The sequence below is a fragment of the Serratia sp. T13T92 genome (assembly GCF_047530105.1).
Classification (GTDB): Bacteria; Pseudomonadota; Gammaproteobacteria; order Enterobacterales; family Enterobacteriaceae; genus Chania; species Chania fonticola.
In genome coordinates this window covers 1-23995 of sequence record NZ_JBLJAK010000038.1, presented here as the reverse complement: position 1 = coordinate 23995, position 23995 = coordinate 1, and the positions used below count along the sequence as shown (strand labels likewise).

Below are 23995 nucleotides of genomic sequence, written 5' to 3'. Positions count from 1 at the left end.
GAAATTATGACACCCGCAGTGGTTCTGCTTGAAAAACAAAAGGTGGCCTTCACCCTCCACGCGTATCACCACGATAGCGAAGAAACCAACTTTGGCGACGAGGTGGTAAAAAAGCTGGGGCTGAACGCCGAACAGGTCTACAAAACGCTGTTAGTGGCCCTCAATGGTGATGCAAAGAATCTGGCCGTCGCGGTAACGCCGGTGGCGACCCAGTTGGATTTGAAGAAGGTGGCGAAAGCGCTAGGGGCCAAGAAAGCCGAAATGGCCGATCCGACAGTCGCTCAACGTGTGACGGGTTATCTGGTTGGTGGGATCAGCCCGCTCGGGCAAAAGAAACGCTTGCCCACGGTGATCGATAGCCCAGCGCAACAGTTTGCCACCATTTTCGTTTCCGGCGGCAAGCGCGGGTTGGATATTGAATTGGCAGCCAGCGACCTCTGTCGTCTGCTGTCCGGCACCTTCGCCGAAATCGCCAAACGGGACTGAAAAAGTAGGCCGTTACCTTCCTCAGCAACGGCCTATGTCACCTTACTTGTAAACGATCTCGCCTTTAGGCTCGTACGCCGCCGCATCTAGCGGTGAGTGCTTCTCGATATACTGCTTGATTACGTGACTGAGAAGGTGATAACTGATTGTTTATACATTAGTTATCGCCTCTTTCAGCAGGCAAAATCATTAAAATTTATCAAGCAAAAACCATCGAAAAAACAACATATTAAAAATTGTTTTGCAGAAAGATTTTTCTTTGAATTATACTGTATGAATAAACAGTTAATGGTAAAGGGGTAATCATGTTTGTAGAACTGGTGTTTGATAAGCGTAATGTGTCAGAGATACCTGGTGCCGCCGAGATCATCAAAGCTGAACTGACAAAACGAGTACACCGAATCTTTCCTAACGCCGAGGTTCGCGTAAAACCAATGCAGGCTAATGGTATCAATACTGACGCCAGTAAAAATGAAAAAGAAAAGTTAAACCGAATGGTTGAAGAAATGTTCGAAGAATCTGATCAGTGGCTGGTTACCGATATCTGACTGTGGAGGGTAAAACCATGCTGCATGTTGAAGTGATCATCGATAAGAAAAAGAAACTGCCGGAGGGGGCCGCCTCAGCGCTGGCCGTTGAACTGAACAAGCGACTACAGCGTAAGTTTCCCGACGCAGTGGCAACCGTTCGGCTGGGTGGCATGGATGGTCTATCAGTAGGTAGGGCGACACCGGCTGACCGTGAAGCGATCGAGGAAATATTGCAGGAGACATGGGAAAGTGCTGAAGATTGGTTCCAGTCAGAATGAACCCGATCAGCAGCACCATCATTGAAGGGGTGCGGATTTACTACCCCACAGTAGCAGAGCCAATGCCAACACCGGATCCGAAACTACCATCCTTTACTGTTCGGCCTGCAGGTGATTGGTATTGGCTTTATGCTTACCGTGACGGGGGTTGGGAGCTGGCTTACGGCCAGCCGCTGCCGACTCCCTCCGCCGTCATCATTGCCGCTGTACGCTATCATTAAGGCGAATGAGTTTTTCGATTCCGTTGATTCACCGGAATTAAGTCCCATCAACGAGTTACGGCCAATTTGCACCCGCGAATTTCGTCGGCACAAAGATTGTTCAACTCTGTATGAGTTGTGCGCCGTTTGTGAGTGACCGAAAGTCACTTGCAAAGTTTGTGCAGGACAAAAAGAGACGCGCAAAAGCCCCGAAACCATCAGGCCTGTGTGCTGCACAAAATTGCTGTAGCCCTTGCGCGGCGCGGCTTCTTTTGGACATACCCCATAGTTGAGGGTCATCATCCAAATCTGGATAATATTGATTTTCCTAATGATTGGAAATCGTGCTATCCAAGGGGCATTATCATCGAGAGTGGCGTCGGGCGTTCGTGAAACCGTTCGCCACCTTTGAAGAAGTGTTCGAAGCCGTAAGAGACTACGGCTACGGGGAGCCGCCGAAGAAGTGAATGATGGGTCAAATGGTGCTGTAATAGCTTGCCATGTTCCCAATGATCCCCTGGTTAACTGCCCCCATATCACTTGGATAGATGACGATTTCAGCGATTTTACTATTAGGGTTTGAGCCCTCGGTAGTTGGGTTTATCCCCCTACGCGTAGCGCCAATCGTCGCCTGCTCCAGATGCATTGCGATGGCATTCATATCACCTGGAACACCCACTGCAGTTCCATCAATAGCATAGGCCGTTAATCCGGAGCGGATCACTCCGCCAGAACGACCCGCAATTTTCAATGCTGTTGGTGATACGACGGATTTTATCGCTGTTGATGTTCGAACAATACGCAAGAACATCCCCACCCCGCCATTCACTCCGGAATACTGGCCATTGCACTGGAACAGCAGCAGGTCGTTATCATTTGCTACTGTTGAATCCCTGGCGGCCATTGAGAGCACTGTAAACGATGCGGTCGTCTTTGTTTCTGCAACAAAGAACATCGATAGGTTTGCATTTGCTGCCGTGAACTGCTGGGGCAAAGCCTGGGGGACGGAAAGAAAATCATCGACACCGTCGAACATAATTGAAGGCTTACCGTTCAGAAGAACAGGAGTGCCTCCGGATATTACTTTAGGTTGGTATCCGGCTGTAGGTTGTGTTGCATGCAAACCGTTTCCGGTCTGGTCATAGAGAGTTACTACCGTCCCATCCCCGCTACCGACGAACAGTTTGACGTCATCGATACTAACGGCCTTGTTAACCGCGTAGAAGTCCATGGTTAAGTTGTCAGAAGATCGACGAATGGTGACGAGTGGCCCGGCATAAATACCACTACCCACCTGGCGCAAACTGTAAGCAGCGGCCGCACCAGGGTACATGCCGAGCAGGCGATCCGCACCGATAAAGTTTGTGAATACAGTTCCTGATGCAATTATTTTTGTCGCCATGTTAAACAGCCTTTGCGTTAGTAATTGAAACATTGACATACGGGAATGCGGAACTTTGAACGTAAAGGTTACCGCCCGCTTTCGCCTGTTGAATGAAATTGAATCTGGCGTTGATCAATGGGCCACTAATGGTCAGCGGATTTTGAGAGAAATTAGACTTAATGCCGTTCACTACAATATTCCGCATATCTGTCAAGAATGCAGGCCTGCCGTATGACGATGAAGTGGAAACCAATACTTGGCTACCCCCAGTTGCGGCAGTGTCTTCAATATTAGAAATGCTCACAGTATCAATCACCGATCCGCCAGTTGGCAAAATACGAACCTGATTATGCGCTGACTTACTTGATACGCCAGAGATAGAAATATTAGTAATGTTGTCACCCAGTGGACTAGGCTTATCGCCACCGACTTGCAGCGGATAAATATAGGTACCAAACGGATACGTATCGATAAAATTCAATAGCGCTGTCATTGCTATCGTATCGTCAGCAGTTACACCCGTTATTCTCTCAACCCTTCCGTTAGAACACCCTTTCCTGAAGTCTATGCCGTCTCCATTTTTAACGGTTGTGTTGAAGTCAAGATCATGCAAATACATCCCATCGCAGCCATGTTCTTGAGAAATGGCCCAGCAGGTTGTTTTTTGCATTTTAAAATTGAAAATTTCGTAATCTTTCGTGTTCGCGAGCAAGATGCCGAGTGTTCGCCAGCCATAAGCATCACCAACCCACGCAACGGGCGCTCCACCAGTTACTGGGTGCGGTGCTACGTATGGAACGTCAGGACCTTCTATGAACGCAGTTGTAATACCACTGCCTTTTATCTTTATTCCTCTATTCTCATTAAGCTTTAAGGCGTAGCTATATGGATTGGCTGGATCAACCACAATGCCTTTGTTACGGATGATATTATCAAACACACCATTCTGAAGCTTTAACTTGGCGTTATCGATGTACAACGTCGTATAGTCAGGCAGTAACAAGGACTCAGATATAAGCCAAGTATTCGTGTTTGGCACCGTAACAGTATCGATGCCCAGCGTCAGCGTCCCACCACCGTTAAATTCAATTAAATCCAGAGCAGCTTTTATTCGATCTGTTTGTGTTGCACCATCAAAACTGTTCGGCGTTATAAATAATGATTCGTTTCTGGCTACTGGTGTGTTTGCTTCAACTGGTGGGGTGTAAAATCCGACAGCCTCGCCGCGATCGTTGAACCCTGCCAGAATATTTCCGTTATCTCCTCTAACCGTCCAAACCCAACCGTCTGCGGATTTGGCTGATTTCACTTCCTCTTGGATTGTCAAAGGTAAAAGAAATCGCCCATCTCCGTAAATTATGGCGCATGAGCGCCCGAGAGAATCCTCAAACGAAAATGCAACGCTCTCTGAATCTTGGGTGTTAATCAATTTAGTGACTTCATTCAGCGACTCTGAGCTCGGATAGCTCACACCAGTTGGCGTGGCCACGCCTGCAACGTTTTGATACTGGTCTGCAAATCTCGGAGGTACAGCTCCCACAGGTACGGCAACGTTGAACATCGAATTTAGCGGGATAGTACCTGCTGTGATGGCGGCCTGGGCTGCGGCAACCGATGGGTAAATATTTGCCGCTATCGTCGCGTTCTGGGCTGCCTCGGCAGCTGCTGCAGCGGCGGCGGCCGCTTCACTCACTGCAGTCGCAGACTCTCCGGCAGCTCCTTGCGCAACGCGGCTGAATTTCCAAGCAGCATCTGCAGATGCCGCCGCACTATCAGCGTTCTGACTGCTGGATGCCGAATTTGCAGCATCCTGAACACTTCTCGCACCCAGATCCACGCTGGTGCCGACCACGTTGTTTACGGGTAATCCTTCTGAGGACATGATGATACCTCTCCGACTTTGATAGCCAGATACAAGATTTTTTAAATAGAGGGAAATAATTAAATTACGGGGGTGTCGCTTATGCGGGTAAATTCTGCATCATCGTAAAAAAGCCCATCAGCATCATTAAAATACATGCTGGGTTGGCAAAAGACATCAACCTCAATTTTTATTAACTTAAAACCGCTCACTGAGAATTTATCGTCTGCAACAATTGTATTTTCGACATAATTGGAGTCGATTTTCAACATCGCATAGTTATCTGTCTGCATCAGGAAAACTCCTCAATAATCACAATCCCCGCAGCGCCATTACCGCCGCGCCCCGATAACCCGCTGTATGCGGGGTCATAAGCACCACCACCGCCGGTCCCTGGTGCGCTACCGCTCACCCCGCCGCCGCCTGTTCCTGCACCAGCGCCAGATCGGCCACCACCGCCAAAGTAGGACGATCCCCCACTGCCAGTAAGGAATAATATTCCAGATTGGCCATCGTTCCCGTACCCACCAGCAATCCGAATATCCCCAGTCAGTGGAACGCCCCCGTTCCCGCCTGCCGTATTTGAGGCGCTGGACTTACCGGCGCCCCCGCCTCCGGTCGCCACAAGAGCACCGAACGTTGTCGCGCCACCGTCTGAACCATTTGCGGGTCCATTTCCGCCAGCACCACCAGCACCAATGATTACGGGATAGCTAACGGCTCCGGTAAGCAGGAACGTCGTTATGATAGTGCCACCGGCACCGCCGCCAGCCCCGGAAAAAGTTTCCGCGGAGCTTGCCGCCTGGCACCCGCCGCCGCCACCACCGCCGCCTGTCATTGTGATGCGGATTTTCTTGGTGCCCGCCGTTGGTATGTAGGTACCGGATGCCCGAAATGACTGCGTATTAAGCAGGCGGCCGGTGCCAGCAATCAGCATCGCACTATTTAGGTTTGCCTGGAGAGTTACCAGATCCCCGTCATCCAGTACGTCCTTACCGGTTTTATCAGCGATGAATTGAGCCAGCGCACTGGCAATTACCGACGATTGTCGCCAAGCACTGTTTAGTTCTTCCGATTTCGCCACGCCCGATGAAAATCCGGCGATTCGAGCAGGCAATGCCTGATAAGCGCTATTGCTCAAAACATTGGCGTTCGCCGCTGTGCCGAACGGCAGAAACTCATTCTTAGCCATTTGATGCCCCTAATGGTATGCCCCATGCGCCCGTATCAAGCCCCGATATAAATTCGTTTTGAATATCGAAGCCGAAGATCGGGCCGGAGGCAGTTGTGATGGTGTAATTTTTTATGCGGACTGTTGACGGTTTGATATCCAGATAGCCCATTTCGATGACAGCTTTCATCACCGGCGTAATGCTGTTCCCGGTGATATAGACGGACATCGTCATATCGAAGTTATCAACCGCGAAAATCTTGGTTTTCCCGTCGGGGAATATTTTTTGATAAATGTCGCTGAGGGTTTCGGTTGTGCCATCCCAGTGATTCGCCGCAATCTTGGCGCGGATTATGGTGCGGTAGGTTTCATCATCCAGCACAGTGAAGCCGCCCGCCTCGTACCGGCCACGCCAGAGCCCCGCATCAAAGCCCAGCGCGGTATCATCCAGGGAAAAGTAAACACCAGTGATCGGCGTCGCTATCGTTCGGCCGATACCTACCCACAAACCCACGGCATCGAGCTGCACGCCGATGGCGGCGTCCAGGTCAAAATCGGTTACCTGCTGGATTATCGCGTTTTGAATATCAACAAACGGCTGGGTGATAAGGGATATGTGGTCGTAAAACTGGGGCTTGTGCTTGTTGTACGACGGGATCAGACGCTGATATTTCGTCTCGGTCATGATGTCACCACCAGGACCACATTACCCGCACTGCAGGCCGCCGCCTCGTTAAACCCGACAATGATGTTTGCCGGTGCCAGTGAACCAGCAGAACGGCCAATCTGCAGATCGATCACGTCGTAGTTCGCGCTATCAGCAGAGCCGTTTAAATTGGCCGGCAAGAAAAGCCGCGTGATGAAAACCGGGTCACCAATGCGGATCGCATTGATGTAATCCGCGATGGCCACCCGGATTTCTTCGCCGATCGCCGAGGTATATCCCTGCAGCGCCTTGATCTGGATCTCGACAAAAATATTAACGGTGGTCGGGCGGAAAAAGCTGATCGGATGGACAATTCCGTATTTGTCCGCAATTGGGATCGTCGTCGTCCCGAACGTTCCGCCGCCTGGTGTTTTCTTCGTGGCGATGGTCTGCGCAATGGCCGCAGCGTCGCCGCCATCGACCACAATTGAAATCGAATGAGCGGGCAACCCGTTTGCATCTGTTACGTTGGTGTCGTTCTCATAAGGCCTGTAGCGCTCCACGCCTGGCAGTGTGGCCACCGCTCCCATGATGCCATCCAAGACGGTGCTGGAAGGCAGGGAAACGGACTGCGTTTGTCGTTGGCGCAACTCTGCATCTGATTCGACTGGTCGCCCTGGTGTAGCGGCCGCCGGGTTCGTGACGGTCTGCCAGCCCTGCGTAGGTGTGCCGATCACCGTGATGGTGCCTGCAGGTGCAACGATAGCGCCATCAATCTGGCAGGTAGCGGTCACGGTCACATGGCCACTGGTACCAATCACCACCACTGCGGGCAGCGACCACGATATCCCGTTCCCATCCCGCACAACGCCGTTTGTAATTTGCCTGCCCACCTGGCCAACAATTAGCACGTCGGCTGTTGACCGGCTGGCGGGGTTAACCGATATCCCGTTAATCTTGACGTTCGACGCCAACGCGCCATGTTGAGCGGTTGCCGGGCTAAATGAGTTATAGACGGCGATCGATGTGTTGTTCGCGTCGTGAATGGCCATCGCGTAGATCGCCAGCATCTGGCCATCTTTGCTGTCTGGATCCAAGTAAACATCATCACCGTAAATCTGCTGAAAAAAACCGGTCAACGTATTGAGTATTGTCTGGTAATCAGGCGCGGTGATGCCGCTCGCGGTCACAGTGGCCGCAAGCCCAAGCGTATCGAGATTTAGCATTATGCCTCGCTGGTTACAGTCGTTTCGCCGTAGAGAGTGTTGATACGAGCAGTAAACACAACTCTACGCGTGTCACCGTTGTATTCGGTGGTGAACTCAAGGATTTCGGTAACGCCCTGGGTACCAAGGATTCGCTCGCGTACGGCCATGTTATAGGCCGAGGATTTGTGTTTGCCGAGGATAGACTCTTTGTAAGGGGTGCCCTCGGTCACATCGAGGAACCATTCACCGGTCCACAGTTCAAACCGGGTTTTAACTGCCTGGGCGACCGCCTCCGGGGTGTTCGTCAGAAACGTGTTATCACCCTGGCCAAACGTGTAATCGCCGTTTTCGTCCTCTTTTCTGTAGCGCATTAGCTTACCTCGTCGGTTTGGCCGCCGCCGCGTTCTACGCCGCCGTGCTTGTGCGTCTCATCGATACGTTTGCCATTGCCAAACACTTGGCCGACAAATTTCACGACACCTGTAATCGTGGCCGCAGTGCCGCTGATAGCACTGCCGACCATGCCCCCCATGAAAGAGAGCAGCCCGTTTACCGTCACGGCCATCGAGAACTCAGCCAGCGGGGTGATCACCTCGAGCCCCCCAGGGGCAACGATTTTCATTTTCTTGCTGGTTGGGTCGATTTCAAGGTACGTGGAACCATCATCGCTACGAAACTGCGCGGCACTGGTGCTGATGCCGCTGATTTTCTGCGCCTGCGATTGCGGCCCAACGATGGCGAAGCCGTCGGCAAGGTGGTGCTGCCGTTCTGATACCGGCTCTTGTACCCCGCCACTCTGCCACCAGAAATCGATACAGCGGTCCGCAAACACGACGAGGCATTCATCACCAGCCTTGACCGGGAACGTCAGCGTAACGCCGCCCCCGCGCGGGAAAATGACAGGTACATCCACCAGCAGCGGCAAATCAAGTGGGGCACGCTTACCATTGCTATCCGCTTCATACCCCTTAACGGCGGGTAGAACGACGCACGTCACAGCATCATGATCGAAGGACTGGATCACACCAGGAATGGCTACGCGGATATCTGAGGAAATGGATTCGGCTAATGCTTGATCGGCCTGCTGCTTACCGCCAATCTGGGATTGAAGTGATACAGGCATGAATTTTCCCCATAAAAAAACCCGCCGAAGCGGGTAGCTGATCTTTTATCAGGGTTTTTTCCCTGAAAATTTATGTATATTCGATAAATCTTTCACAAGGAAAACAATATGAACCGCAACCAAGATCCCCGAATAGCCTTGATGGATTTTTTACGGGCCATTCCAATTAATCTTAGAATTGATGAATACCTGTTCATCATCATCATGTGTGTTGGCTCAGATGCTCCTGACGATTTGGAGGACTTTGAACCTATGGTGCAGAAGTATCTATCGAGATCCGGGTATGCAGGATTAGGTGCTGTTATCTGCACAAAAGCAGTTTTAGAGTATCGATTAAAAGATATTTTACTGAAACTTGAAAGCGCAGAGAAAAATATCAGAGCTATCATGGATATGAACCCAGAATTTACTCAGCATCCGCTCTTGAGCATGCCGTTGAAAAAGAAGCAATATGCTCAAGTTCTCGATCGTTGGAGGACTCTTTTAAATGGCCCGCTATCTGACGGTAATATTGCTTATTTTGAAGGAAATCCGCAAGACTTACCGCCGGTGACAACTTAATAAAGCAGCTAATGTCTTCTTCGCTCATTTATCCCATCCTTAACCCGCCTAAAAACGGGTTACTTCACTTTGACACAATCGTAAGTAGCGAACTCCCGCGGCGCGTCCATGCTGGCCTGCAGCAGTTGCACATTCAGGAAACGCTTATTCCCATTACGCTTAATATACTCCATCCCCAGCCATTTCCCCGGCTGATTAGTAGCTACGCGCCATTCATACTTGACGTTGTTGTAATCTTCTTTTTGTCCTAAAAACGTAAATTTTTGGGTTTCCGGCCTCACGCCATTGATGTGCATAAAACCATCGTTACTTGAAGTAAGTGTAAAGTCACCACAACGTACATCAGCATACCCGTTTGAAGCGTATAGCGAACTTAGTAAGAAAAGCGCGACGTATTTTTTCATTAGCTGATTCTACTGTCCTTTATTCAAAGTTGCAGTCGTTTGCAGATCCGCTGAACCACGCGCAAAGCACATCATATCCATGTACCAAGCCTGACCCCTTGTGTCGCCAGTATAGTCGATCGCTTTCACGATATACACGCCATCAGTGGCCACGCTGGCCGGTTGCTGCAGGGAGCCTACAACCACTCGGTTTCCATTCTGGTCGGTTTCACTTAATCGCCCTTGCGACTGTGCAACCTCGCTATCTGATAGCGATGTTCGGAACACAGAGGCCTGATCAAGCTGAATCAGGCCATTGATCCGTATGTTGGGATTGATGAGGCACCGCACGTTGACGCCTGCCCCCATGGTCTGCTGTGGGCGCCCAATCAGCCCCGAGTAAGCATTCAACACGATGGCCTCATGAATATACTTATTTTCCGGGACCATCTGCACAGTGCCGTCCACCAGTTGCCATGTAGCTCTGCACATACCGGCAACGTCATCCATCACATCGCGCGTGGATTTGTACAGCGGCAATCCTCGCGGGAAAACGGTTGTCGGCATGTCGCCGGTGATCCCTGTTGTTACCCCGAAAGGATTGAAACTCTTCATGGCGACGTTGTGAATGTCCGCTACGGTATAACCTGCGGCCAAAGTGGTGTTAACGCTGGCATAGAGGAACGCTTCGTGATCGCCTACCGCCTGGATCAGCAGCCAGGAATCTACTGCGTTGTCCTTTCCTGTGACGGTGAAACGAATATCCCCCTCGAAGATGAGCCCAAAGTTTTGGCCATCACGCTGCCCACTCTGGGCCGGATCGACATTGCGCGCTTTGCCGAGTTGGTCCTCGGTCACGCTCGGCGCGATACCGTCATAACCCGCAATAATACGGACCTTCGAAAACTCGTTGGCCATAATGCGGTTATTGGTATCTGCTGACAGGTTGTAAATCTTGACGTTCGCCACTCGAGGCCAGCGAGTGTCCGCCCATTCGATGGTAAACGTTACCTTAAAATCGGATAGGCTTATACCATCACCGCCTTGGTTGAGTATCTGCAGCTCAAAATGGCGCATCCAGTTCTGGCTCATTGTTACTCCTGCACAAAATACAAATGGCTGGCGATCCCGAGGTTGGTTTTCGTCGGGTATTCTTCTGCTGCAGTATCCGTAACCACAATCAACGAGCCGTTAATGCCAAGGTATTTATACTGTCCGAGCAAATCGGACCCCGTCACTAATGGTATGCCGGACACCAGCGCAGCCCCGGAACCGTCCATTAAATCCAGCATCCACCCGGCAGCATCACGCCACGTTATGCGCATATTGAACGCCTGACCACCGAGCGTGATCCCGAACCGCTGATTGTTTGGCGTGAGTGGGATTTCTTGTATTTTCATCATGCTGCTCCAAAACCAAGGATCTGTTTAATCCCTTCCACGCTTTTCGATAGCACGCTTTCGTTTACCGGTACCGGGGATTTAGTGCCGCTGTTCTGCTCTGCGGAAGTGCTCACACCGTCGGCCATATTTGCCTTATCCGCTACGCTGACGCTTTGTGTGCGTGAAATGATGACCTCTTTCAACGTCAGAACGCACATCAGCACATTTTCGCTGGTTCGGTCAGTGGTGACGTCGATAGCCCGGATCAGCATGTTTTTGTACTGCCGCTTACCGGTGGTGACGTCCATCGGCAATCTGTCCGCCTGCAGGTCAAGGAGCTGCTGATAAACCTCTGCTGGTCCCGTCCCCAACGATAACCCCGTATCCGCATTAAAAATGGCGGTGGTATCGATGTCGTCCAGCAGCGAACCGCCCGAGGCAAAGCCCAGTTCCATGGTTACCTCGGCGGCGCGCTTGTAGGCATTGTCATTAATGGCCGCGCCAGCAATCACCTCGACGGGGTGCTCGGTGATCTCCAGCGTGTCATTGTGCTTTTCAGAAATGGCAACGCTGGGAACAATGGTGCCAATCCTTCGCCGCTGCTGGGAAAACAAAACAGAAAGAATATCCATTATTTTGGCCCCGTCTGAATTTGCTGAGTAAGCCGAGCATTAACACCAGACTGACGATCGACAACTTCCATCCCGGCCCGAACGGGGTCGCTCACGCCACTGATATTGATCACCGTCTGCTGATTAAGGCTGTTACCGCCAACGCCCGGCATATTGCTGCGTACGCGTGGAATGTAGTTGCGGGTTTCCTCAGGCATCAGCGCCATTCCCCGCTTCTGGACGTTGCCGATCCCCCAGTTATATGACGCCAGGGTTTTATCCAGATCCCCCCCGTTCATGCGCATCAGCTGTGCCAGGTATTTGGCGGCCGCCACAGCTGATTTCTCAGGATCGAACACGTCATTACCATGCAATCCCATATCCTTTGCGGTGCCAGGCATGAACTGGAAAAGTCCTTTTGCACCGGCACCAGACACAGCAAACTGGTTACCACTGGATTCGGTCAGTGCCACGCTACGCAATAAGCCCTCAGGCAGTTGATATAACGCTTCCAGCTGTGCCAGTTTGGGTTGCAGCCAACCCAGCAGCGCGGCTCCCGATTGTGTTGCACGCTGGCGCTTAACCGATTGGGCATGCTGTGCCACCTCTGGGTAGGGAACTCCTGGGTTATTGATTGCCCAGTTTTCTCTTTTCAGGCGCTCCAGCTCATTCATTTCCTCGGTTTGCGTGGGGATCTGGTCGTATTTTTCGCCATTGATTAATGCGCGGGTACGTTGATACGCCTCATCGATTGCAGCCACGACAGCGTATAACCCTGCAGCGCTTAAGGCAGTTTTAAACAGGCCAGGAAATGCCAACAATGCTTTAGTGACTTTACCGATTGGGGACAGCATAGCGACAAGCCACGCTCCACCCAGATAAATCGCAAGGCCTTGGAACACGTTTTGCCACCCGCCCACGGCATCTTTGATAGCGAGCAATTTGTCGCGCAGCCAGATGATCGCCTCTTTGGCTTTTTTGATACCTGGTTCCCATTTAGACCAGTCGATCAGGCTCTTTCCTCCCTCCTTCCACGTCATGTAATCGTCATGCAGTAACGCTAACGCAAGGACGAGAGCGGTGATAAAACCTATGGGCGACATCAGGAACGCGCTGTTCAGCATGCGCCAGCCCACCAATAAGGCACCAAAAAAACCAAGCAGCTTTTTGGATTCGCTGCCAAGGTTTTTCCACCAGTCGATCACCAAACCAACAGCTTGCATCAAACGCCACGCCATTCGCCCGAACACCTCCCCCAACCAGAGAATGCCCTTAACGATCCTGGTGATGAACTCCTCTATCTTGGGGAAGTTGTCCATAATGCGCTGGCGTAGAGTTTCCAACGAGCCGCTAAGGCCTGCGGCAAGGTCTGAGCCTATCTTGTCCCTTGCCAAGCCCAGCAGCGTAGTGAGCCCGCGCATTGAGGTCATGAATTTATTGGATTGCTCTGCTGCCTTTTCTGAATCCAACCCCGTCGCTTTCAGCATGCCCTGGTAATCAGCCGTAAAGCCGGTGATCCCATGGCGCAATGACAGCAACGTATTTTCATCCATGCCGAAGATCTGCGCGTATTGAGTGGCGCGGTAGGTCGGCATTTTTGAAAGCTTTTCACCCAGGCTGGTAAAAATGGCAGAGGTATCCCGCATCTGGCCTTGGGCACCACGCGTCTGCACACCCAGGCGATTTAAGAAGCCTTCCGCACCCGGGCTATTACGCATAAACCGAGCAAGGTTTTCGAGTGAGCCCTGTGCAGCAGCTGCATCGGTTCCTGTCTGCGAGGCGGCGTATCCTATCGCCCGGATCCCCGCAACCGTCGCCCCTGTTCGCTGCGATGCGAAATAGACTTTATCCAGGCCATTGGCGATCTGGGTGGTAAAGCCGACCACGGCCAGCGCGGCCCCTTCCACCACCGCGCCCAATTTAAGAACGTTGGCGGTAACACCGGCGACAACAGCGGAAAATTTCCGCTCACCGGCCGAGTCAATATCGAACCCCAACGAGATCAGGAAATCTTTGATGGTTTCTGCGTTACTCATTATCGCGGCTCCATTTCTCGATCCGGCGCTCGTTCTCTGCTTTTACGTCGAGATAATCATTCATCAAGGCGATATCGAAGAGATCGACACAGCCGCTCTTGAGCTCTGCCATCGAGCACATGCCTGCATCGACCGGGCGCAGAATGTAGTCCTCTCCACCCGGTAGAGATTCCAGCGTCAGGCCTACGGCTGAGTTTCCTGAATCCCTTTCTCTTGGAGTTCGCCCAAAAAATTTCCCAACGAATCCCCCACCACTAGAGATGCGATGTGCAGCATGCCCATGAGATCGATATCATCAAACATCAGTTGGCCATTGGCGAAAATGGCAACGTATCCGGTCCCCTGTTGGCGCAGTACCACCGCCAGACAAGGGTGGAGGATTGCGTTGCAGTCTTCTTCGCTCATGTCTGATAGTGTTTGCGCCACCACCGGCAATGCGGTTTTAAGCGCATCATCAATCGTGATTTGCCCCGTTTTTAACTGCTTCAGAATCTTCATCTCCCCAAGCAAGCCAGATAACACAGGCAACAACTTGCGGGATACTTTCAACTGGTCGAACACGCCCAGTTTATTGGAGCGATATTTATGCCCCTTAATTTCGAATTCCATGCATTACTCCTTAAAACGTGCCAAGCAGTTGATCGACCTTACCAGCGTCAAATACCCATGCCACAGTTCCGCCGTCTTTGGCGTTCTGCCAGTCGGGTACCTTCTGGAAGGCAACCGAACGCGCGGAGCACAAATCGTTGCTGGCACTGTTGCGCACAACGATCACGTTGTTGCCCCATGTGGCAGACGAAAGCGACTGCGCTGCATAAAGGGCACTCAGTTTCGCGTTAGTCGGGCTGGTCTTAAGCAGAGTCACCGTAATCGTCCCGCCTTTACCGGCATGCAGGCTGTGCATCACCTCACCGTCAGCACCGATGGTCATGGTGTTTTTTGCCTCCACCATGGCGACCGTGATCCCCTCTTCGGCGTTACCAGAGCCATAGCCCAAATCAAACGCACCACCCGGCCCGACGATCGAGGCCGAAACATCTAAAAAGCTGTAAGTAGACATTTTTGCCCCTTATCGATTTACGTTAATAATCACGTCGCCGTAGTGAACCGCTCCGGCCAGTTTGATGGCGCACTGGATCACCGGCGCTTTACGGGCCTCACGGTCAGCCTGCGCTTGCGTTGCAACAGGTGGGGCATAGGCGTAATAACCCGCAGTCAATGTGTCGCCGGTGGCCAGGCTTCCGACCGGGTCACCGCCCCAAACGCCTGGTGCAATCAACCCGTTCGTCTTGCCTTGCTCGAGCGAACCGTTGACGCTAGTCAGCAGGCGCGTAATCCCCGGATCGGTTTGCGGCACCTTGGTGGTGCTGGTATAGAGCACGTTATAGAGGTTGTTCTGTACGTAGTTCTGCAACCAGTCCAGGCCATGGCGCTCATCGAAGAAATCGCCGTTGCACATCAGGCCTTCTTGGATAATCGCCGTGTCGTTGTCGTAGTTGACGAACACGTTGCAGTTTTTCGCGGTCAGGGTATTCGCCTGCGTCTGAGTCAGCGTTTCGGCGGCGATCCCCGGCTGCTGCTTAAATTTCAGGGTGATCGTGGTGTTGTTGCCCAGGAAGTTGACGGTGAAAGCCCGGCCAAAAATGGAGGCGGTAGCGTACGGGCTGGCGCTGGAATACTGCGTGAACGTCCGTCCATACTTCGCGGCTTTCAGCTTGCTGCAGATGTCGTCCGTTATATCCAAATCCATCGCGGCGGTGTTCTGCGTCGTGTATCCGAAGATGCGGGAAATATCATCCGACTGGATAAACGCCGCAATACTCACGACATCATCATCGACAAGCGACGTATCAGCGATTTGCAGTCCATACCAGCCCGTAGACATGTCCGCCAGCTTATAGACGCAGGACTGAATATTTTCAGCAGCTGCGCGCGGGATGGCCAAGGCACCGGCATTCTGCCCCGCTTTCATCATCGCGGAAATGTCGGTTCCGGTGGTGTTCGCCGAACCATAGCCGACGGCTGACGACGTGCCGGTAGATTTTGACGTGATAATGAATCGGCTGTTTGCCGCATCCCACGTCACCACGGCGGTGGTCAGCTTGTCAGAAATCCGCGCGGCCACGCCGTTCAAGTTGGTTTCTGCTGAGAAATCCACGGCGGTGATCGTCTTGGCTGTGCCATCAATGGTGATTTTCATTGAGCCATCGGTGACGGTCGCCCAGGTGCTGATCGCCATCTGCGCCGGTGTCAAAATTCCGCAGCGCAGCAATGCCGCCTGGTCAGTCTTGATCCACCGGCCAATGAACAATGCCCGCGGTTGCGGCACCTGCTGGTAGTACAGCTTCGCGGCCTCATACTCCGGCGCATCCATCCCGAAATCATCGCCCACCTGGGTAATGCTGGTATAGGTACGCATGCGCTGGCTGCCGTCGATCACCGGGGTACCGCCAACAATCAGGAGCGCCCCGAAGTTTCGGCCCTGCGCTGCGCGCAAGGCCATATTCACCGTCACGCTGACGATGTTAGATACAGGTAAACCCTGTGACATGGTTATTCTCCGAAGAATTGAACCGGTGCTTCCACCAGCGATTTGATGCCGTACTCGCGGATAATTTTGCGGCGCAGGCGGACGGTGATGTCGTACCGTCGTACCCACTGGTTATTAATGAGTTCAGGAAGGTTAAATATCCGCCCGCTGTCCAAGAGGGTCAGGCTGTTTTTTTTCAGTTCGTCGTTGTTTTGCGAAACGAATAACCCATCACGAAAACGGGTTACCATCGACATTCCCTGCGGGCCGTAGAAGCAGCACAGAATATCGATGGTTTCGTGTGACCACTGTTCGGCACTCTCATCACCTTGGATGTAAGCCGGGTTGGCGTCTTCCTGCACCCCAGCAATACCGAATGCGCACCATGTTGTGCCATTTTTGGGTATTTGGATCTGCGGGTCAGTCCATCGACGGTAGACAACGTTTTTTTCCAGGCCAGTTAGCCCACGGATCCATCGGCTAATGAGTCGCTCAAGCCCTTCATCATACTCAGGGGACAGGCCAATGGGGGTTAGGTAGCCTGATGTGGTGCTGTCGTTGCTCACTTAGCTACCTCCCATCTCCACCAGTTCGCAATGCGCCTGCACGAACCCAGCGCCATAGCGGGTATACGGGTCAACAAACGTTACCCTGTACACTCCCCCGTCATAAGTGACCAGATCAGCATCCAGATAGGGGCCTCCATCACTGCTCTTCATGCCCTGGGTCAGCCGGAATTGCGTCACGATGAGGATTGCGCCGTTGATATTCTGTCCCGCCGCCATTCGCTTGGCTTCAAGTGAACGATCAACAGTAACCACCCCACTAAAAGGAATGTTCTGGGAGGTATTCACGGGGAAGTTATCTTCATCAACACTCTGATTTTGCCGACGACAAACCAAAGAGGTGTCTACAAAGTCAGGATCCAGCAGCACCTCTGTAACGTCGAGAAATGGCATTATTTACTCCTTACTACATAGGTGATGGAGCGAAGCAGATAACCATGAGCCCATAATGGCTTATCACCAGGCAGACCTTGCGCACGGCGGTTGGCCTTCGTCATATCGGAGATGGGATGCAGCCTATCACCGTCGCCGATCACCTTCTTGGAAGCATCACGCGCAACCTGCCCGGCCTTCTCCAGCTCATTCAGTGCCGCCGACGAATTACCCTCCAGCACCAGCTCGGCGGCAGCTTTCAGGTGGCCGGTGGTGGTGTCGCGTGAATCTTCGATCCCCATATCCAGAAAGGGGCGCGGCGGTAGCGTGACTGTCTGACCACCAATGCTTACGGTGGCACCGGTTGACTGCAGATAGCCAATCTCGGCGTTATTCAGGGCTTCCCCATCTTCTCGCGCCGCGTTGGCCTCTGGTATGCCCACCAGCACATCCATTTTTGAGAGTGAACGCAGGGCCGATAACACTGATTCCGCGTTGTCCCTTCTGATCTTGAGTCCGCTTTTCATAGCAACTGCCTTCCGCCCGCACCGAACATTTCCCACCACCAGAAAAACTCCCGACCGTACTCGGTGTTATTCCAGAAACCCGCATCCGGATCGATGATGCCCGACACGTCATAGCTGACGCTGACCTTATCGACCGATTTGGATGTGGCCACGCCTCCGCCGGAAGTATTCAACGCCCCGCGAGCTGCCGATGCGGTGCGCTTGGCTCGCAATTCGACGTAGTGCGCCGTCATCAACTCGGCCAGGTAGACGAACTTATCGCCAAACCTGTCCTGATTGAGCAGGTCGTCAGCCATCGAGAGGTAGAAATTTACTGAGGCGTCAGGGAAACGGGTTTTATCTTCGAACTCTGGGAAGTCAGTGCGAAACTGATCACTTGTTGGTAGTAGGCTGTTTTTTGGCATTGGCTGAATCCTTCGCGTTATCTGCGGGTGCCTCGCCGTGATCAGCCTTATCACCGGCCTTGTCGGCCAGTTGCGCCTTGAGGTTGGTGATTTCGTTGTCCTTGTCGGCCAGTTGCGCCTTGAGGTTGGTGATTTCACTCTCCAGTACGCCAACACGCACGGTCAGATCGCTGTGTTGTTGCTCTTTTTCAAAATCCTTCTCATCAAGGAGTTTGGCGTAAGAGCTGAATGCCCAGTGATTTTTGACCTCATCAGGGAAGCCATCGTGGATGCCTGGTACCAACTCAAACTTGGTACCATCGGCAAAGCTGAGTGATGCCGCTCCAGATACGATATATTTCATTTTGATACTCCATGAGGGGCGGGTTTCCCCGCCATCACTTGTCAGACCGAGGGGATGTCCAGGTAAGAGATCGTATTGGAATACGGAGTTTCAACCTGACCCAACTTGCCGTAGTACACGGTGAGTTGCTGCATGCCGCGATACTCAAGTGGTGTGCTCAGAAGCGGCACCATCGGGAAGCGAACGTATTTTTCGTCCTGGGTATAAGCAACGATACGATGCGCACCACCAGCACCACGCTTGGATGCCCACTTCATGGAGACGATCTCCAGTGGTTCCCCGTTCTCCTGGAAAGCGATCGTGTTGATTTTCACGTATTCCAGCACGGAGATGTTGCCCGCAGAAGAAACCTTTTTGCTCGCCAGCAGGCCAAACAATTCAGGGGCCATCCCGATCTTGCCTGGGCATACGGCATAGCCAGAACGCAACCAGCCATCGGAAAGCACCAGGTTGATATCCTGCACGATCACGTCAGGGTCGGTGGTGGCGGTCCATTTGGCCGCGGCAGCCAATGGAATGACAGAAGGCAGGTTAAGCAGCCCGGACACGCCCAGCTCGGTATCACCGATATAGACCTGCTCGTCGGTATCCATATTCCACTTGAGCTTCATGCCTTCGTACTTTTGCGTATCGATCGGACGGCCAACCTGTTGAGCAGACGCCAATTCCAGCACTGTCCAGCCAACCTCTTGCGCCCACGGGGTCAGGTTATTACGCGTTGGCGTGATATCCAGTTCCATACCAGGGACCGCAGTGCCCTTCTTGCCCATCCAGTTCTTGCCATTTGGATTAGGGCCGCCGACGCTGGCAAAGTCAGTGTTAGTAAAGGATGACACTTCGTCAGCGATAGAAATGTCGCTACGCAATGGCATGTCGCGCGTCCATTTGATGGACGTTAGCGGCATGTTCAGCGTTTGATCCATGCGCTCCAGTTCGCCGACAAGGAATGTGCCGGAGGAGTCGATGGTAGCTCGGTCAATTGTAAACATTCAATTTTCCTTAGATGTTATAGGCGATTTCAACGCGGCCGTCGGCTTCGCCTGGCCCCATCACCTCTGCACTCGGCAACTGAGGTGTATTAGTTGCAGTGGCATCCTGCGTCAGAACAAAACTCCCTACCGGGCTTGCCTGGGTGCCACCAGCGACACGGACGTAAACAGGATCGCCCTTCTTGGCTGTCGCCGCACTACCGGCGGTTGCCTTCACGCAGATGTAACCGCGCTTGAGGTTGTCGCCGACTTGGTTAGCACTGACGCCAAGATGTGCCAGATCTGCGAGCGAGGTGATTGGATATGGTCGAACCAAAATACCCTTCACTTTTGCGATAGTGTCTCCATCGACCAGCGGCACAAATTTGTCACTGACATACTTGCCAACCAGCCCGTAAGAGGTGAAAGGCTTCTGAGTATCCAGCGTCACCGGCTCAATGGTGAGATCGCGGGGACGAGTCACAGCACCGGTAATGCCCATGGGCATCCGGGTTAAATAAGCAGTTCCTGCCATGTTGATTACCTTATTTCTGTTTGGCCCAGTGAGCGGCATACAGCTTGTTCAGCTCTGCCGGTGTGAGGTATTTTGAATTGGTAGCGCCGTCGATGGTGCGCAGCGCCTGTGGGTTGATCTGGTTCTTCTGCTTATTCATTGCCACGGCGGCAGTGAAAACAGCATCAACAGTAGCCTTTGGTGCCTTGCTAAAGTCACCCACACCGAAGGCCTTCAAGCTGTCGCCGGTGCGCATGGCGTGATCCAGTACCTGACGTTTCAGCCCCTTGTCGGTCGCCGGGGTGAAGCCTGGACAGATGATTTCAGCATCAGCAATGATGTTGCGGCGGTAAGCGGCATCAGCAGTGACCTTTGCGTCCTCTTCCAAATCCTCATCACCGGTTTTATTTTCCAGTTCGAGGGTCGAGCTATCCGTGGTTTTGCCCTCCAGCGCATCAATGCGGGCAATCAATGCCTGCGCCCAAGCGGGGACCTCCTCATCACCGGTTTTATTTTCCGGGGCCGGGAGATTGTCCGTGGTTGTGCGATCCTCCAGGGGTAACGCCGTTGCCTGAGATGGCACGTTAATGTTGATAGTATGGCCGGGGATCGAACTCATCCCATCCGACGGCACCTCATCGATGAGCTGTTGTAATGCCGCCTCATCTTTTGTCTTGATGGCCGTAGCCAGTTTTTTAAGCCATGACATTACAGGCCTCTCCTTTTTGATGGTTGGGGCTGAATCCCCGAGAGCACAACGAGACCCCGCCCGGCCTTTTTTAACTAGCGCCGCGTGGTTTCCTGTGATTTGGTATTGCTTGCCCTTGCCGGGGGCCAGTTGCTTGTATTGCGCGTCATAACCGAGGCTCACATCCGTAATGCCGCGATTAACTGCGTCGATCGCCTCGCGTCGTTTGATGAGCATGTCGCATAGCAACAGGTCTGATTTATCACCTGTACCGCGGCGAACGTTCTGGATGTGTCCTTGGGCCAACTTGGCGAAATTGTCTGGCGACACAAACTCAACATCACCGTTCTCGTCTTCCGGGTGGTCGAGCGTTATGGCTACGCCCTCAAAGCTGGCCATAGTCTCCGGGGAGAAAACTTCGTCTTCGGTTCGCCATACCGTAACCGTGCCACTCGCATCTGGCTCCAGGTCGATTTCTTCAGGTAGGTACACCTGCGTACCGGTACGGGCGACGGGAACGTCTTTACACAAAAGTGAACCGTCGGCCAGTTGGTAGCGCGTTTCGCCCAGGCGGGTCGTAAAGAAATATTTCATGAGTTACCTGCGGGCATTAAAAAGGCCGCCAAGGCGACCAATCGATAGAAGGATAATTGCATTCATTTCTGGGCTTTTTAACATAATGACCCTTTTGCGCACCGCCGGATCAGCACTCACGCCGTAAACATACCGAAAGGGTTAAAAGTCGATATCAAATGCCGGGAATTCCCGGTTTTCTCAATACAACATTTTGATAACAAATCGCGGGTATTGGGTTTGGGGTAAAATCGATGCTCTACGCTGTGTTTTTTACTTTCTCGGCCCCGGTATCTGAACTTCCGGCCAGCATTGACAATTGGGTAAGCATCCGGCGTGCCCGGTCATTCCGTCCAATGTTGGCGGATTAGCCCAGAGCACAAATTTATCCCGCATCTTTTTATGTGACGGTCTGGTGCCTGCGCCTTCAATGCGCCACCAGTAGCCCTCAGAACCCACTGATAAGGCGCGAGCCTGTGTTAGCGCACCGGTTGCCCTTCCGATTTCAGTACGGGCTATAAGCCGCGCTCGACTCGCTGCAACGTCACCAGACTGCATAATCATTTCGTAGAGCTGATCTGGACGCTCTCCATTAATAACTGCCTGAATTGCGCGATCCTGAATGTCTTTTACGCGGTCAGCGGCTTCCAGCGGTAGCGATTTCATCAGTTGGATTTGGCGATAGACAATGTCCTGCGTCACCTGCCCAACGTGGGTATTCCCTACCACATCGCGCAAGCCCTCAGATATCTGCTGAGATACCGACCGCCACTGGTGCCATTCTTCACGCTCAACCTGCAGGAACATTTTTCGCGCCACCATCGCAGCCCAGTCATCAATAACCTGTGAGTAATCGATGAGGTGGCCAGCAATGGTGTTAGCGCTTGCCTGGGAACCATCGTAGGAACCAGTGACTATCTGATTTATTTGGCTGACTATCCCCAGTAGGCTTTTGCTGTAGATCAGTTCCGAACGGCGGCGGAGGGCTGGTTTCAGATTCATGCTCCGCCCACTCTTTCTGCGCATTCTCGATATCCTCATCCGTTATTGAACCACCGATGCCGATCACGTCTGAAATATTGCGCAGGTCGCTCATGGCTGAGTGGACGGGAATGATCTGGCGGTCAACAAGAGCGCCCAGGGCGCTGGCAATGTTATTGGCCATTGTTGCGCGATCGGTGTCTGACATTTCCCACAGTTTGTTAAACTCGAATGAGAAATCATCAGGTAAGGCCTCGCCGAACTCTGACCGCCAGGTAATGTCCAGCAGCCAGCGAATGTGTCGCCTTAGACGACGCTCCTGCAGCGAGTTAACCCGGCTGTAATAGTTCTCCAGGTCACCGTCACCCGTACTGAACCCGGCGGGAGATTGACCGAACAGGCGAACCAGTGGAATACCTGTTGCACCGGAAACCTGCTCGGCAAAGCGTAGGATGACGTCAGCAATACCCGCGAACGAGTAGCTGTGCGTCTGGAACTCATCGCTCTTATCCATCAAGGTCATGCCCTCAATGGTCTGAAACTCTCTAATCAAGTCCAGGTGCTTCTTGAGTCCCTCCTCCAGATCCCCGCCTGCGGCCAGGATTTTACGTAACCCATCAATGCTGTATGTGCGCAGGTGCGCTTTGTGGATCAACTGCGTGGTGCCGACCGTTGCGGTATCGAATGCTTGAACGCGTTCGAATATTCGCTCTACTACCGACATCCCCCAACCATTCTCCGTTAGCGCCTGTTGATACGGCAGCGAGTCCCCCTCCATTCGGATGAGGCGGCTATGGTGGATATTCCACGGAGGGATACCAGCGGCGGCCGTCACTACCTTGTAAAACTTCGGCTTACCAAATGAGGGCCCGTAGTCGCTAACCAGGTCATCGTAACTGGGTGCCACCATCCATCGGTCAAGGCATATCACACCCTGAAACTGGCCCTCTTTGATGAAATCTAGCCTCAGAGGCGTAGACATGTCCTGACCTTCGATCATCACAACCAGCAGAGCACCGCCATAGAGGCGTGACCATTTAAGCGTATCGTTCAGCCCATCCCAGATAGCCGCGTGATCCCAAAAGGTTTCGACCTTCCCTTTCTGCCCAGGCTTTAGCTTTGAACTAATGTTAATCCCCTTGCGGGTCATATCATCAGCCATGGCGTCCACACCGGCACCGATCAGGAAGGACGAGCGGTAGGCAAATTCGAGCTGAACGCGGTTGCGGGTGATGTATCCTGGAACGTAGGTACCTGCAGACTGAATATTCTGTGTTTGAGCGCCCAGTTTCGCGGGGAAGTTGTTGAACCCGTCAGCAGTCCTAACGGGCTTGTTCGCGCCGTTTCGGCGATTCTTACGGGCCATATTTCCTCACTAAAAATTAGCGATGTTTATTTCTTCCTACCCAGCGCGGCCCAGACATCCAAGGAGTTGTCCATTGGGGCGTAGTTAATCATCACTGAGTCGGCCAGGTTCGGCGACTTGGTGCCGTCAGGCTGTTTATCCACATCGATTTTTCCCACCCCATTAATGGAATAAGTGTAAGCGTCGCTGGAACCCCACCTGTTATTGCGTTCGCGATGTTGCCATGATCTTGTTCCCGATCATCAACACGGAGCAAACCCATGAGGAACATCCGCACGCCCGAAGAATGGCACGCCCTTTTTG

The 23995-nt window shown here is 52.6% G+C and carries 32 protein-coding genes and 1 pseudogene; 4 read left to right on the top strand and 29 right to left on the bottom strand.

Annotated features, from left to right (window positions below):
- Positions 1-6: 6 nt before the first annotated feature.
- Positions 7-486: a Cys-tRNA(Pro)/Cys-tRNA(Cys) deacylase YbaK gene (ybaK, locus tag ACMV5I_RS23455; protein WP_021805445.1), complete on the top strand. Its 480-nt coding sequence runs from the start codon at positions 7-9 to the stop codon at positions 484-486.
- Positions 487-528: 42 nt separating this feature from the next.
- Here ybaK and ACMV5I_RS23450 read toward each other — a convergent pair.
- A pseudogene (locus tag ACMV5I_RS23450) lies at positions 529-615 on the bottom strand (bifunctional metallophosphatase/5'-nucleotidase); the annotation flags it as partial.
- Between the two features lie 176 nt (positions 616-791).
- On the opposite strand from ACMV5I_RS23450, the gene ACMV5I_RS23445 reads away from it, so the two are divergent.
- A complete protein-coding gene (locus tag ACMV5I_RS23445; protein ID WP_414825389.1) occupies positions 792-1034 on the top strand; it encodes a DinI family protein in 243 nt (80 codons plus the stop codon).
- Positions 1035-1054: 20 nt separating this feature from the next.
- Positions 1055-1294: a DinI-like family protein gene (locus tag ACMV5I_RS23440; protein WP_414825398.1), complete on the top strand. Its 240-nt coding sequence runs from the start codon at positions 1055-1057 to the stop codon at positions 1292-1294.
- A 675-nt stretch (positions 1295-1969) separates the two neighbouring features.
- Here the strand turns inward: ACMV5I_RS23440 and ACMV5I_RS23435 are convergent.
- From ACMV5I_RS23435 to ACMV5I_RS23400, 8 genes are read right to left on the bottom strand one after another with little or no spacing between them, the layout of a single operon-like run.
- Positions 1970-2896: a hypothetical protein gene (locus tag ACMV5I_RS23435; RefSeq protein ID WP_414825388.1), complete on the bottom strand. Its 927-nt coding sequence runs from the start codon at positions 2894-2896 to the stop codon at positions 1970-1972.
- 1 nt (position 2897) lies between these two features.
- Positions 2898-4760: a hypothetical protein gene (locus ACMV5I_RS23430; protein ID WP_414825387.1), complete on the bottom strand. Its 1863-nt coding sequence runs from the start codon at positions 4758-4760 to the stop codon at positions 2898-2900.
- A gap of 59 nt (positions 4761-4819) precedes the next feature.
- Positions 4820-5032: a hypothetical protein gene (locus tag ACMV5I_RS23425; RefSeq protein ID WP_414825386.1), complete on the bottom strand. Its 213-nt coding sequence runs from the start codon at positions 5030-5032 to the stop codon at positions 4820-4822.
- The gene (locus tag ACMV5I_RS23420; protein ID WP_414825385.1) at positions 5032-5931 is read right to left on the bottom strand and encodes a glycine-rich domain-containing protein; all 900 of its coding nucleotides are present in this window, start codon (positions 5929-5931) and stop codon (positions 5032-5034) included. Before ACMV5I_RS23420 ends, ACMV5I_RS23425 begins: the two co-directional genes overlap by 1 nt.
- Entirely contained in the window at positions 5924-6595 is a 672-nt protein-coding gene (locus ACMV5I_RS23415) for a DUF2612 domain-containing protein (RefSeq protein WP_414825384.1), read from the bottom strand. The genes ACMV5I_RS23420 and ACMV5I_RS23415 overlap by 8 nt, the downstream gene beginning before the upstream one ends.
- Positions 6592-7782, bottom strand: coding sequence for a baseplate J/gp47 family protein (locus ACMV5I_RS23410; protein ID WP_414825383.1), 1191 nt, complete (start codon positions 7780-7782; stop codon positions 6592-6594). Before ACMV5I_RS23410 ends, ACMV5I_RS23415 begins: the two co-directional genes overlap by 4 nt.
- On the bottom strand, positions 7782-8135 hold the full coding sequence (locus ACMV5I_RS23405; protein WP_368463862.1) for a hypothetical protein: 354 nt from the start codon (positions 8133-8135) through the stop codon (positions 7782-7784). The genes ACMV5I_RS23410 and ACMV5I_RS23405 overlap by 1 nt, the downstream gene beginning before the upstream one ends.
- Positions 8135-8887 (bottom strand): Gp138 family membrane-puncturing spike protein, encoded by a 753-nt coding sequence (locus ACMV5I_RS23400; RefSeq protein WP_414825382.1) that lies wholly within the window; start codon positions 8885-8887, stop codon positions 8135-8137. Before ACMV5I_RS23400 ends, ACMV5I_RS23405 begins: the two co-directional genes overlap by 1 nt.
- 108 nt (positions 8888-8995) lie before the next feature.
- On the opposite strand from ACMV5I_RS23400, the gene ACMV5I_RS23395 reads away from it, so the two are divergent.
- Entirely contained in the window at positions 8996-9448 is a 453-nt protein-coding gene (locus ACMV5I_RS23395; RefSeq protein WP_414825381.1) for a hypothetical protein, read from the top strand.
- A 59-nt stretch (positions 9449-9507) separates the two neighbouring features.
- Here the strand turns inward: ACMV5I_RS23395 and ACMV5I_RS23390 are convergent, their stop codons facing one another.
- The 20 genes from ACMV5I_RS23390 to ACMV5I_RS23295 form a co-directional block, all read right to left on the bottom strand.
- Positions 9508-9852, bottom strand: coding sequence for a hypothetical protein (locus ACMV5I_RS23390; RefSeq protein WP_414825380.1), 345 nt, complete (start codon positions 9850-9852; stop codon positions 9508-9510).
- 9 nt (positions 9853-9861) lie between these two features.
- Positions 9862-10923 (bottom strand): hypothetical protein, encoded by a 1062-nt coding sequence (locus ACMV5I_RS23385; protein ID WP_414825379.1) that lies wholly within the window; start codon positions 10921-10923, stop codon positions 9862-9864.
- A 2-nt stretch (positions 10924-10925) separates the two neighbouring features.
- On the bottom strand, positions 10926-11231 hold the full coding sequence (locus ACMV5I_RS23380) for a phage baseplate plug protein (protein ID WP_414825397.1): 306 nt from the start codon (positions 11229-11231) through the stop codon (positions 10926-10928).
- On the bottom strand, positions 11231-11845 hold the full coding sequence (locus ACMV5I_RS23375; protein WP_414825378.1) for a phage baseplate protein: 615 nt from the start codon (positions 11843-11845) through the stop codon (positions 11231-11233). The genes ACMV5I_RS23380 and ACMV5I_RS23375 overlap by 1 nt, the downstream gene beginning before the upstream one ends.
- Positions 11845-13860, bottom strand: coding sequence for a transglycosylase SLT domain-containing protein (locus tag ACMV5I_RS23370; RefSeq protein WP_414825377.1), 2016 nt, complete (start codon positions 13858-13860; stop codon positions 11845-11847). Before ACMV5I_RS23370 ends, ACMV5I_RS23375 begins: the two co-directional genes overlap by 1 nt.
- A complete protein-coding gene (locus tag ACMV5I_RS23365; RefSeq protein WP_369795081.1) occupies positions 13853-13972 on the bottom strand; it encodes a DUF6889 family protein in 120 nt (39 codons plus the stop codon). Before ACMV5I_RS23365 ends, ACMV5I_RS23370 begins: the two co-directional genes overlap by 8 nt.
- Positions 13973-14043: 71 nt before the next feature.
- Positions 14044-14469, bottom strand: coding sequence for a phage tail assembly chaperone (locus ACMV5I_RS23360; protein WP_414825376.1), 426 nt, complete (start codon positions 14467-14469; stop codon positions 14044-14046).
- 10 nt (positions 14470-14479) lie between these two features.
- Positions 14480-14920 (bottom strand): DUF3277 family protein, encoded by a 441-nt coding sequence (locus ACMV5I_RS23355; protein WP_414825375.1) that lies wholly within the window; start codon positions 14918-14920, stop codon positions 14480-14482.
- A gap of 9 nt (positions 14921-14929) precedes the next feature.
- Positions 14930-16411, bottom strand: a complete 1482-nt coding sequence (locus tag ACMV5I_RS23350) for a DUF3383 domain-containing protein (RefSeq protein WP_414825374.1) — start codon at positions 16409-16411, stop codon at positions 14930-14932.
- Between the two features lie 2 nt (positions 16412-16413).
- A complete protein-coding gene (locus ACMV5I_RS23345) occupies positions 16414-16956 on the bottom strand; it encodes an LIC_12616 family protein (RefSeq protein ID WP_414825373.1) in 543 nt (180 codons plus the stop codon).
- On the bottom strand, positions 16957-17349 hold the full coding sequence (locus tag ACMV5I_RS23340) for a head-tail adaptor (protein WP_115158666.1): 393 nt from the start codon (positions 17347-17349) through the stop codon (positions 16957-16959).
- Positions 17349-17855, bottom strand: coding sequence for a hypothetical protein (locus ACMV5I_RS23335; RefSeq protein WP_115158665.1), 507 nt, complete (start codon positions 17853-17855; stop codon positions 17349-17351). Before ACMV5I_RS23335 ends, ACMV5I_RS23340 begins: the two co-directional genes overlap by 1 nt.
- On the bottom strand, positions 17852-18259 hold the full coding sequence (locus tag ACMV5I_RS23330) for a DUF4054 domain-containing protein (protein ID WP_414825372.1): 408 nt from the start codon (positions 18257-18259) through the stop codon (positions 17852-17854). Before ACMV5I_RS23330 ends, ACMV5I_RS23335 begins: the two co-directional genes overlap by 4 nt.
- Entirely contained in the window at positions 18228-18602 is a 375-nt protein-coding gene (locus ACMV5I_RS23325) for an STY1053 family phage-associated protein (protein WP_414825371.1), read from the bottom strand. Before ACMV5I_RS23325 ends, ACMV5I_RS23330 begins: the two co-directional genes overlap by 32 nt.
- A gap of 41 nt (positions 18603-18643) precedes the next feature.
- A complete protein-coding gene (locus tag ACMV5I_RS23320; RefSeq protein WP_414825370.1) occupies positions 18644-19591 on the bottom strand; it encodes a DUF2184 domain-containing protein in 948 nt (315 codons plus the stop codon).
- 10 nt (positions 19592-19601) lie between these two features.
- Positions 19602-20105 (bottom strand): hypothetical protein, encoded by a 504-nt coding sequence (locus tag ACMV5I_RS23315; protein WP_414825369.1) that lies wholly within the window; start codon positions 20103-20105, stop codon positions 19602-19604.
- 10 nt (positions 20106-20115) lie between these two features.
- Positions 20116-21366 carry a DUF2213 domain-containing protein gene (locus ACMV5I_RS23310; protein WP_414825368.1) on the bottom strand — a complete coding sequence of 417 codons (1251 nt, stop codon included), beginning with the start codon at positions 21364-21366 and terminating at the stop codon, positions 20116-20118.
- 252 nt (positions 21367-21618) lie between these two features.
- A complete protein-coding gene (locus tag ACMV5I_RS23305; RefSeq protein WP_414825396.1) occupies positions 21619-22167 on the bottom strand; it encodes a phage minor head protein in 549 nt (182 codons plus the stop codon).
- 55 nt (positions 22168-22222) lie between these two features.
- Positions 22223-23692, bottom strand: coding sequence for a DUF1073 domain-containing protein (locus tag ACMV5I_RS23300; protein ID WP_414825367.1), 1470 nt, complete (start codon positions 23690-23692; stop codon positions 22223-22225).
- A gap of 91 nt (positions 23693-23783) precedes the next feature.
- The coding region (locus ACMV5I_RS23295) for a hypothetical protein (RefSeq protein WP_414825366.1) at positions 23784-23995 on the bottom strand (212 nt) is incomplete at its 5' end.

What these genes read in the sequence shown, in the direction of transcription:
- ACMV5I_RS23315 (WP_414825369.1), bottom strand. Translation starts at nt 20,105, where the DNA reads ATGGCAGGAACTGCTTATTTAACCCGGATGCCCATGGGCATTACCGGT.
- ACMV5I_RS23305 (WP_414825396.1), bottom strand. Translation starts at nt 22,167, where the DNA reads ATGGTGGCGCGAAAAATGTTCCTGCAGGTTGAGCGTGAAGAATGGCAC.
- ACMV5I_RS23385 (WP_414825379.1), bottom strand. Translation starts at nt 10,923, where the DNA reads ATGAGCCAGAACTGGATGCGCCATTTTGAGCTGCAGATACTCAACCAA.
- ACMV5I_RS23335 (WP_115158665.1), bottom strand. Translation starts at nt 17,855, where the DNA reads ATGAAAAGCGGACTCAAGATCAGAAGGGACAACGCGGAATCAGTGTTA.
- ACMV5I_RS23300 (WP_414825367.1), bottom strand. Translation starts at nt 23,692, where the DNA reads ATGGCCCGTAAGAATCGCCGAAACGGCGCGAACAAGCCCGTTAGGACT.
- ACMV5I_RS23405 (WP_368463862.1), bottom strand. Translation starts at nt 8,135, where the DNA reads ATGCGCTACAGAAAAGAGGACGAAAACGGCGATTACACGTTTGGCCAG.
- ACMV5I_RS23330 (WP_414825372.1), bottom strand. Translation starts at nt 18,259, where the DNA reads ATGCCAAAAAACAGCCTACTACCAACAAGTGATCAGTTTCGCACTGAC.
- ACMV5I_RS23320 (WP_414825370.1), bottom strand. Translation starts at nt 19,591, where the DNA reads ATGTTTACAATTGACCGAGCTACCATCGACTCCTCCGGCACATTCCTT.
- ybaK (WP_021805445.1), top strand. Translation starts at nt 7, where the DNA reads ATGACACCCGCAGTGGTTCTGCTTGAAAAACAAAAGGTGGCCTTCACC.
- ACMV5I_RS23365 (WP_369795081.1), bottom strand. Translation starts at nt 13,972, where the DNA reads ATGGCAGAGCTCAAGAGCGGCTGTGTCGATCTCTTCGATATCGCCTTG.
- ACMV5I_RS23435 (WP_414825388.1), bottom strand. Translation starts at nt 2,896, where the DNA reads ATGGCGACAAAAATAATTGCATCAGGAACTGTATTCACAAACTTTATC.
- ACMV5I_RS23375 (WP_414825378.1), bottom strand. Translation starts at nt 11,845, where the DNA reads ATGGATATTCTTTCTGTTTTGTTTTCCCAGCAGCGGCGAAGGATTGGC.
- ACMV5I_RS23415 (WP_414825384.1), bottom strand. Translation starts at nt 6,595, where the DNA reads ATGACCGAGACGAAATATCAGCGTCTGATCCCGTCGTACAACAAGCAC.
- ACMV5I_RS23410 (WP_414825383.1), bottom strand. Translation starts at nt 7,782, where the DNA reads ATGCTAAATCTCGATACGCTTGGGCTTGCGGCCACTGTGACCGCGAGC.
- ACMV5I_RS23360 (WP_414825376.1), bottom strand. Translation starts at nt 14,469, where the DNA reads ATGGAATTCGAAATTAAGGGGCATAAATATCGCTCCAATAAACTGGGC.
- ACMV5I_RS23445 (WP_414825389.1), top strand. Translation starts at nt 792, where the DNA reads ATGTTTGTAGAACTGGTGTTTGATAAGCGTAATGTGTCAGAGATACCT.
- ACMV5I_RS23395 (WP_414825381.1), top strand. Translation starts at nt 8,996, where the DNA reads ATGAACCGCAACCAAGATCCCCGAATAGCCTTGATGGATTTTTTACGG.
- ACMV5I_RS23380 (WP_414825397.1), bottom strand. Translation starts at nt 11,231, where the DNA reads ATGAAAATACAAGAAATCCCACTCACGCCAAACAATCAGCGGTTCGGG.
- ACMV5I_RS23370 (WP_414825377.1), bottom strand. Translation starts at nt 13,860, where the DNA reads ATGAGTAACGCAGAAACCATCAAAGATTTCCTGATCTCGTTGGGGTTC.
- ACMV5I_RS23325 (WP_414825371.1), bottom strand. Translation starts at nt 18,602, where the DNA reads ATGAAATATATCGTATCTGGAGCGGCATCACTCAGCTTTGCCGATGGT.
- ACMV5I_RS23390 (WP_414825380.1), bottom strand. Translation starts at nt 9,852, where the DNA reads ATGAAAAAATACGTCGCGCTTTTCTTACTAAGTTCGCTATACGCTTCA.
- ACMV5I_RS23430 (WP_414825387.1), bottom strand. Translation starts at nt 4,760, where the DNA reads ATGTCCTCAGAAGGATTACCCGTAAACAACGTGGTCGGCACCAGCGTG.
- ACMV5I_RS23355 (WP_414825375.1), bottom strand. Translation starts at nt 14,920, where the DNA reads ATGTCTACTTACAGCTTTTTAGATGTTTCGGCCTCGATCGTCGGGCCG.
- ACMV5I_RS23340 (WP_115158666.1), bottom strand. Translation starts at nt 17,349, where the DNA reads ATGCCATTTCTCGACGTTACAGAGGTGCTGCTGGATCCTGACTTTGTA.
- ACMV5I_RS23310 (WP_414825368.1), bottom strand. Translation starts at nt 21,366, where the DNA reads ATGAAATATTTCTTTACGACCCGCCTGGGCGAAACGCGCTACCAACTG.
- ACMV5I_RS23400 (WP_414825382.1), bottom strand. Translation starts at nt 8,887, where the DNA reads ATGCCTGTATCACTTCAATCCCAGATTGGCGGTAAGCAGCAGGCCGAT.
- ACMV5I_RS23420 (WP_414825385.1), bottom strand. Translation starts at nt 5,931, where the DNA reads ATGGCTAAGAATGAGTTTCTGCCGTTCGGCACAGCGGCGAACGCCAAT.
- ACMV5I_RS23350 (WP_414825374.1), bottom strand. Translation starts at nt 16,411, where the DNA reads ATGTCACAGGGTTTACCTGTATCTAACATCGTCAGCGTGACGGTGAAT.
- ACMV5I_RS23425 (WP_414825386.1), bottom strand. Translation starts at nt 5,032, where the DNA reads ATGCAGACAGATAACTATGCGATGTTGAAAATCGACTCCAATTATGTC.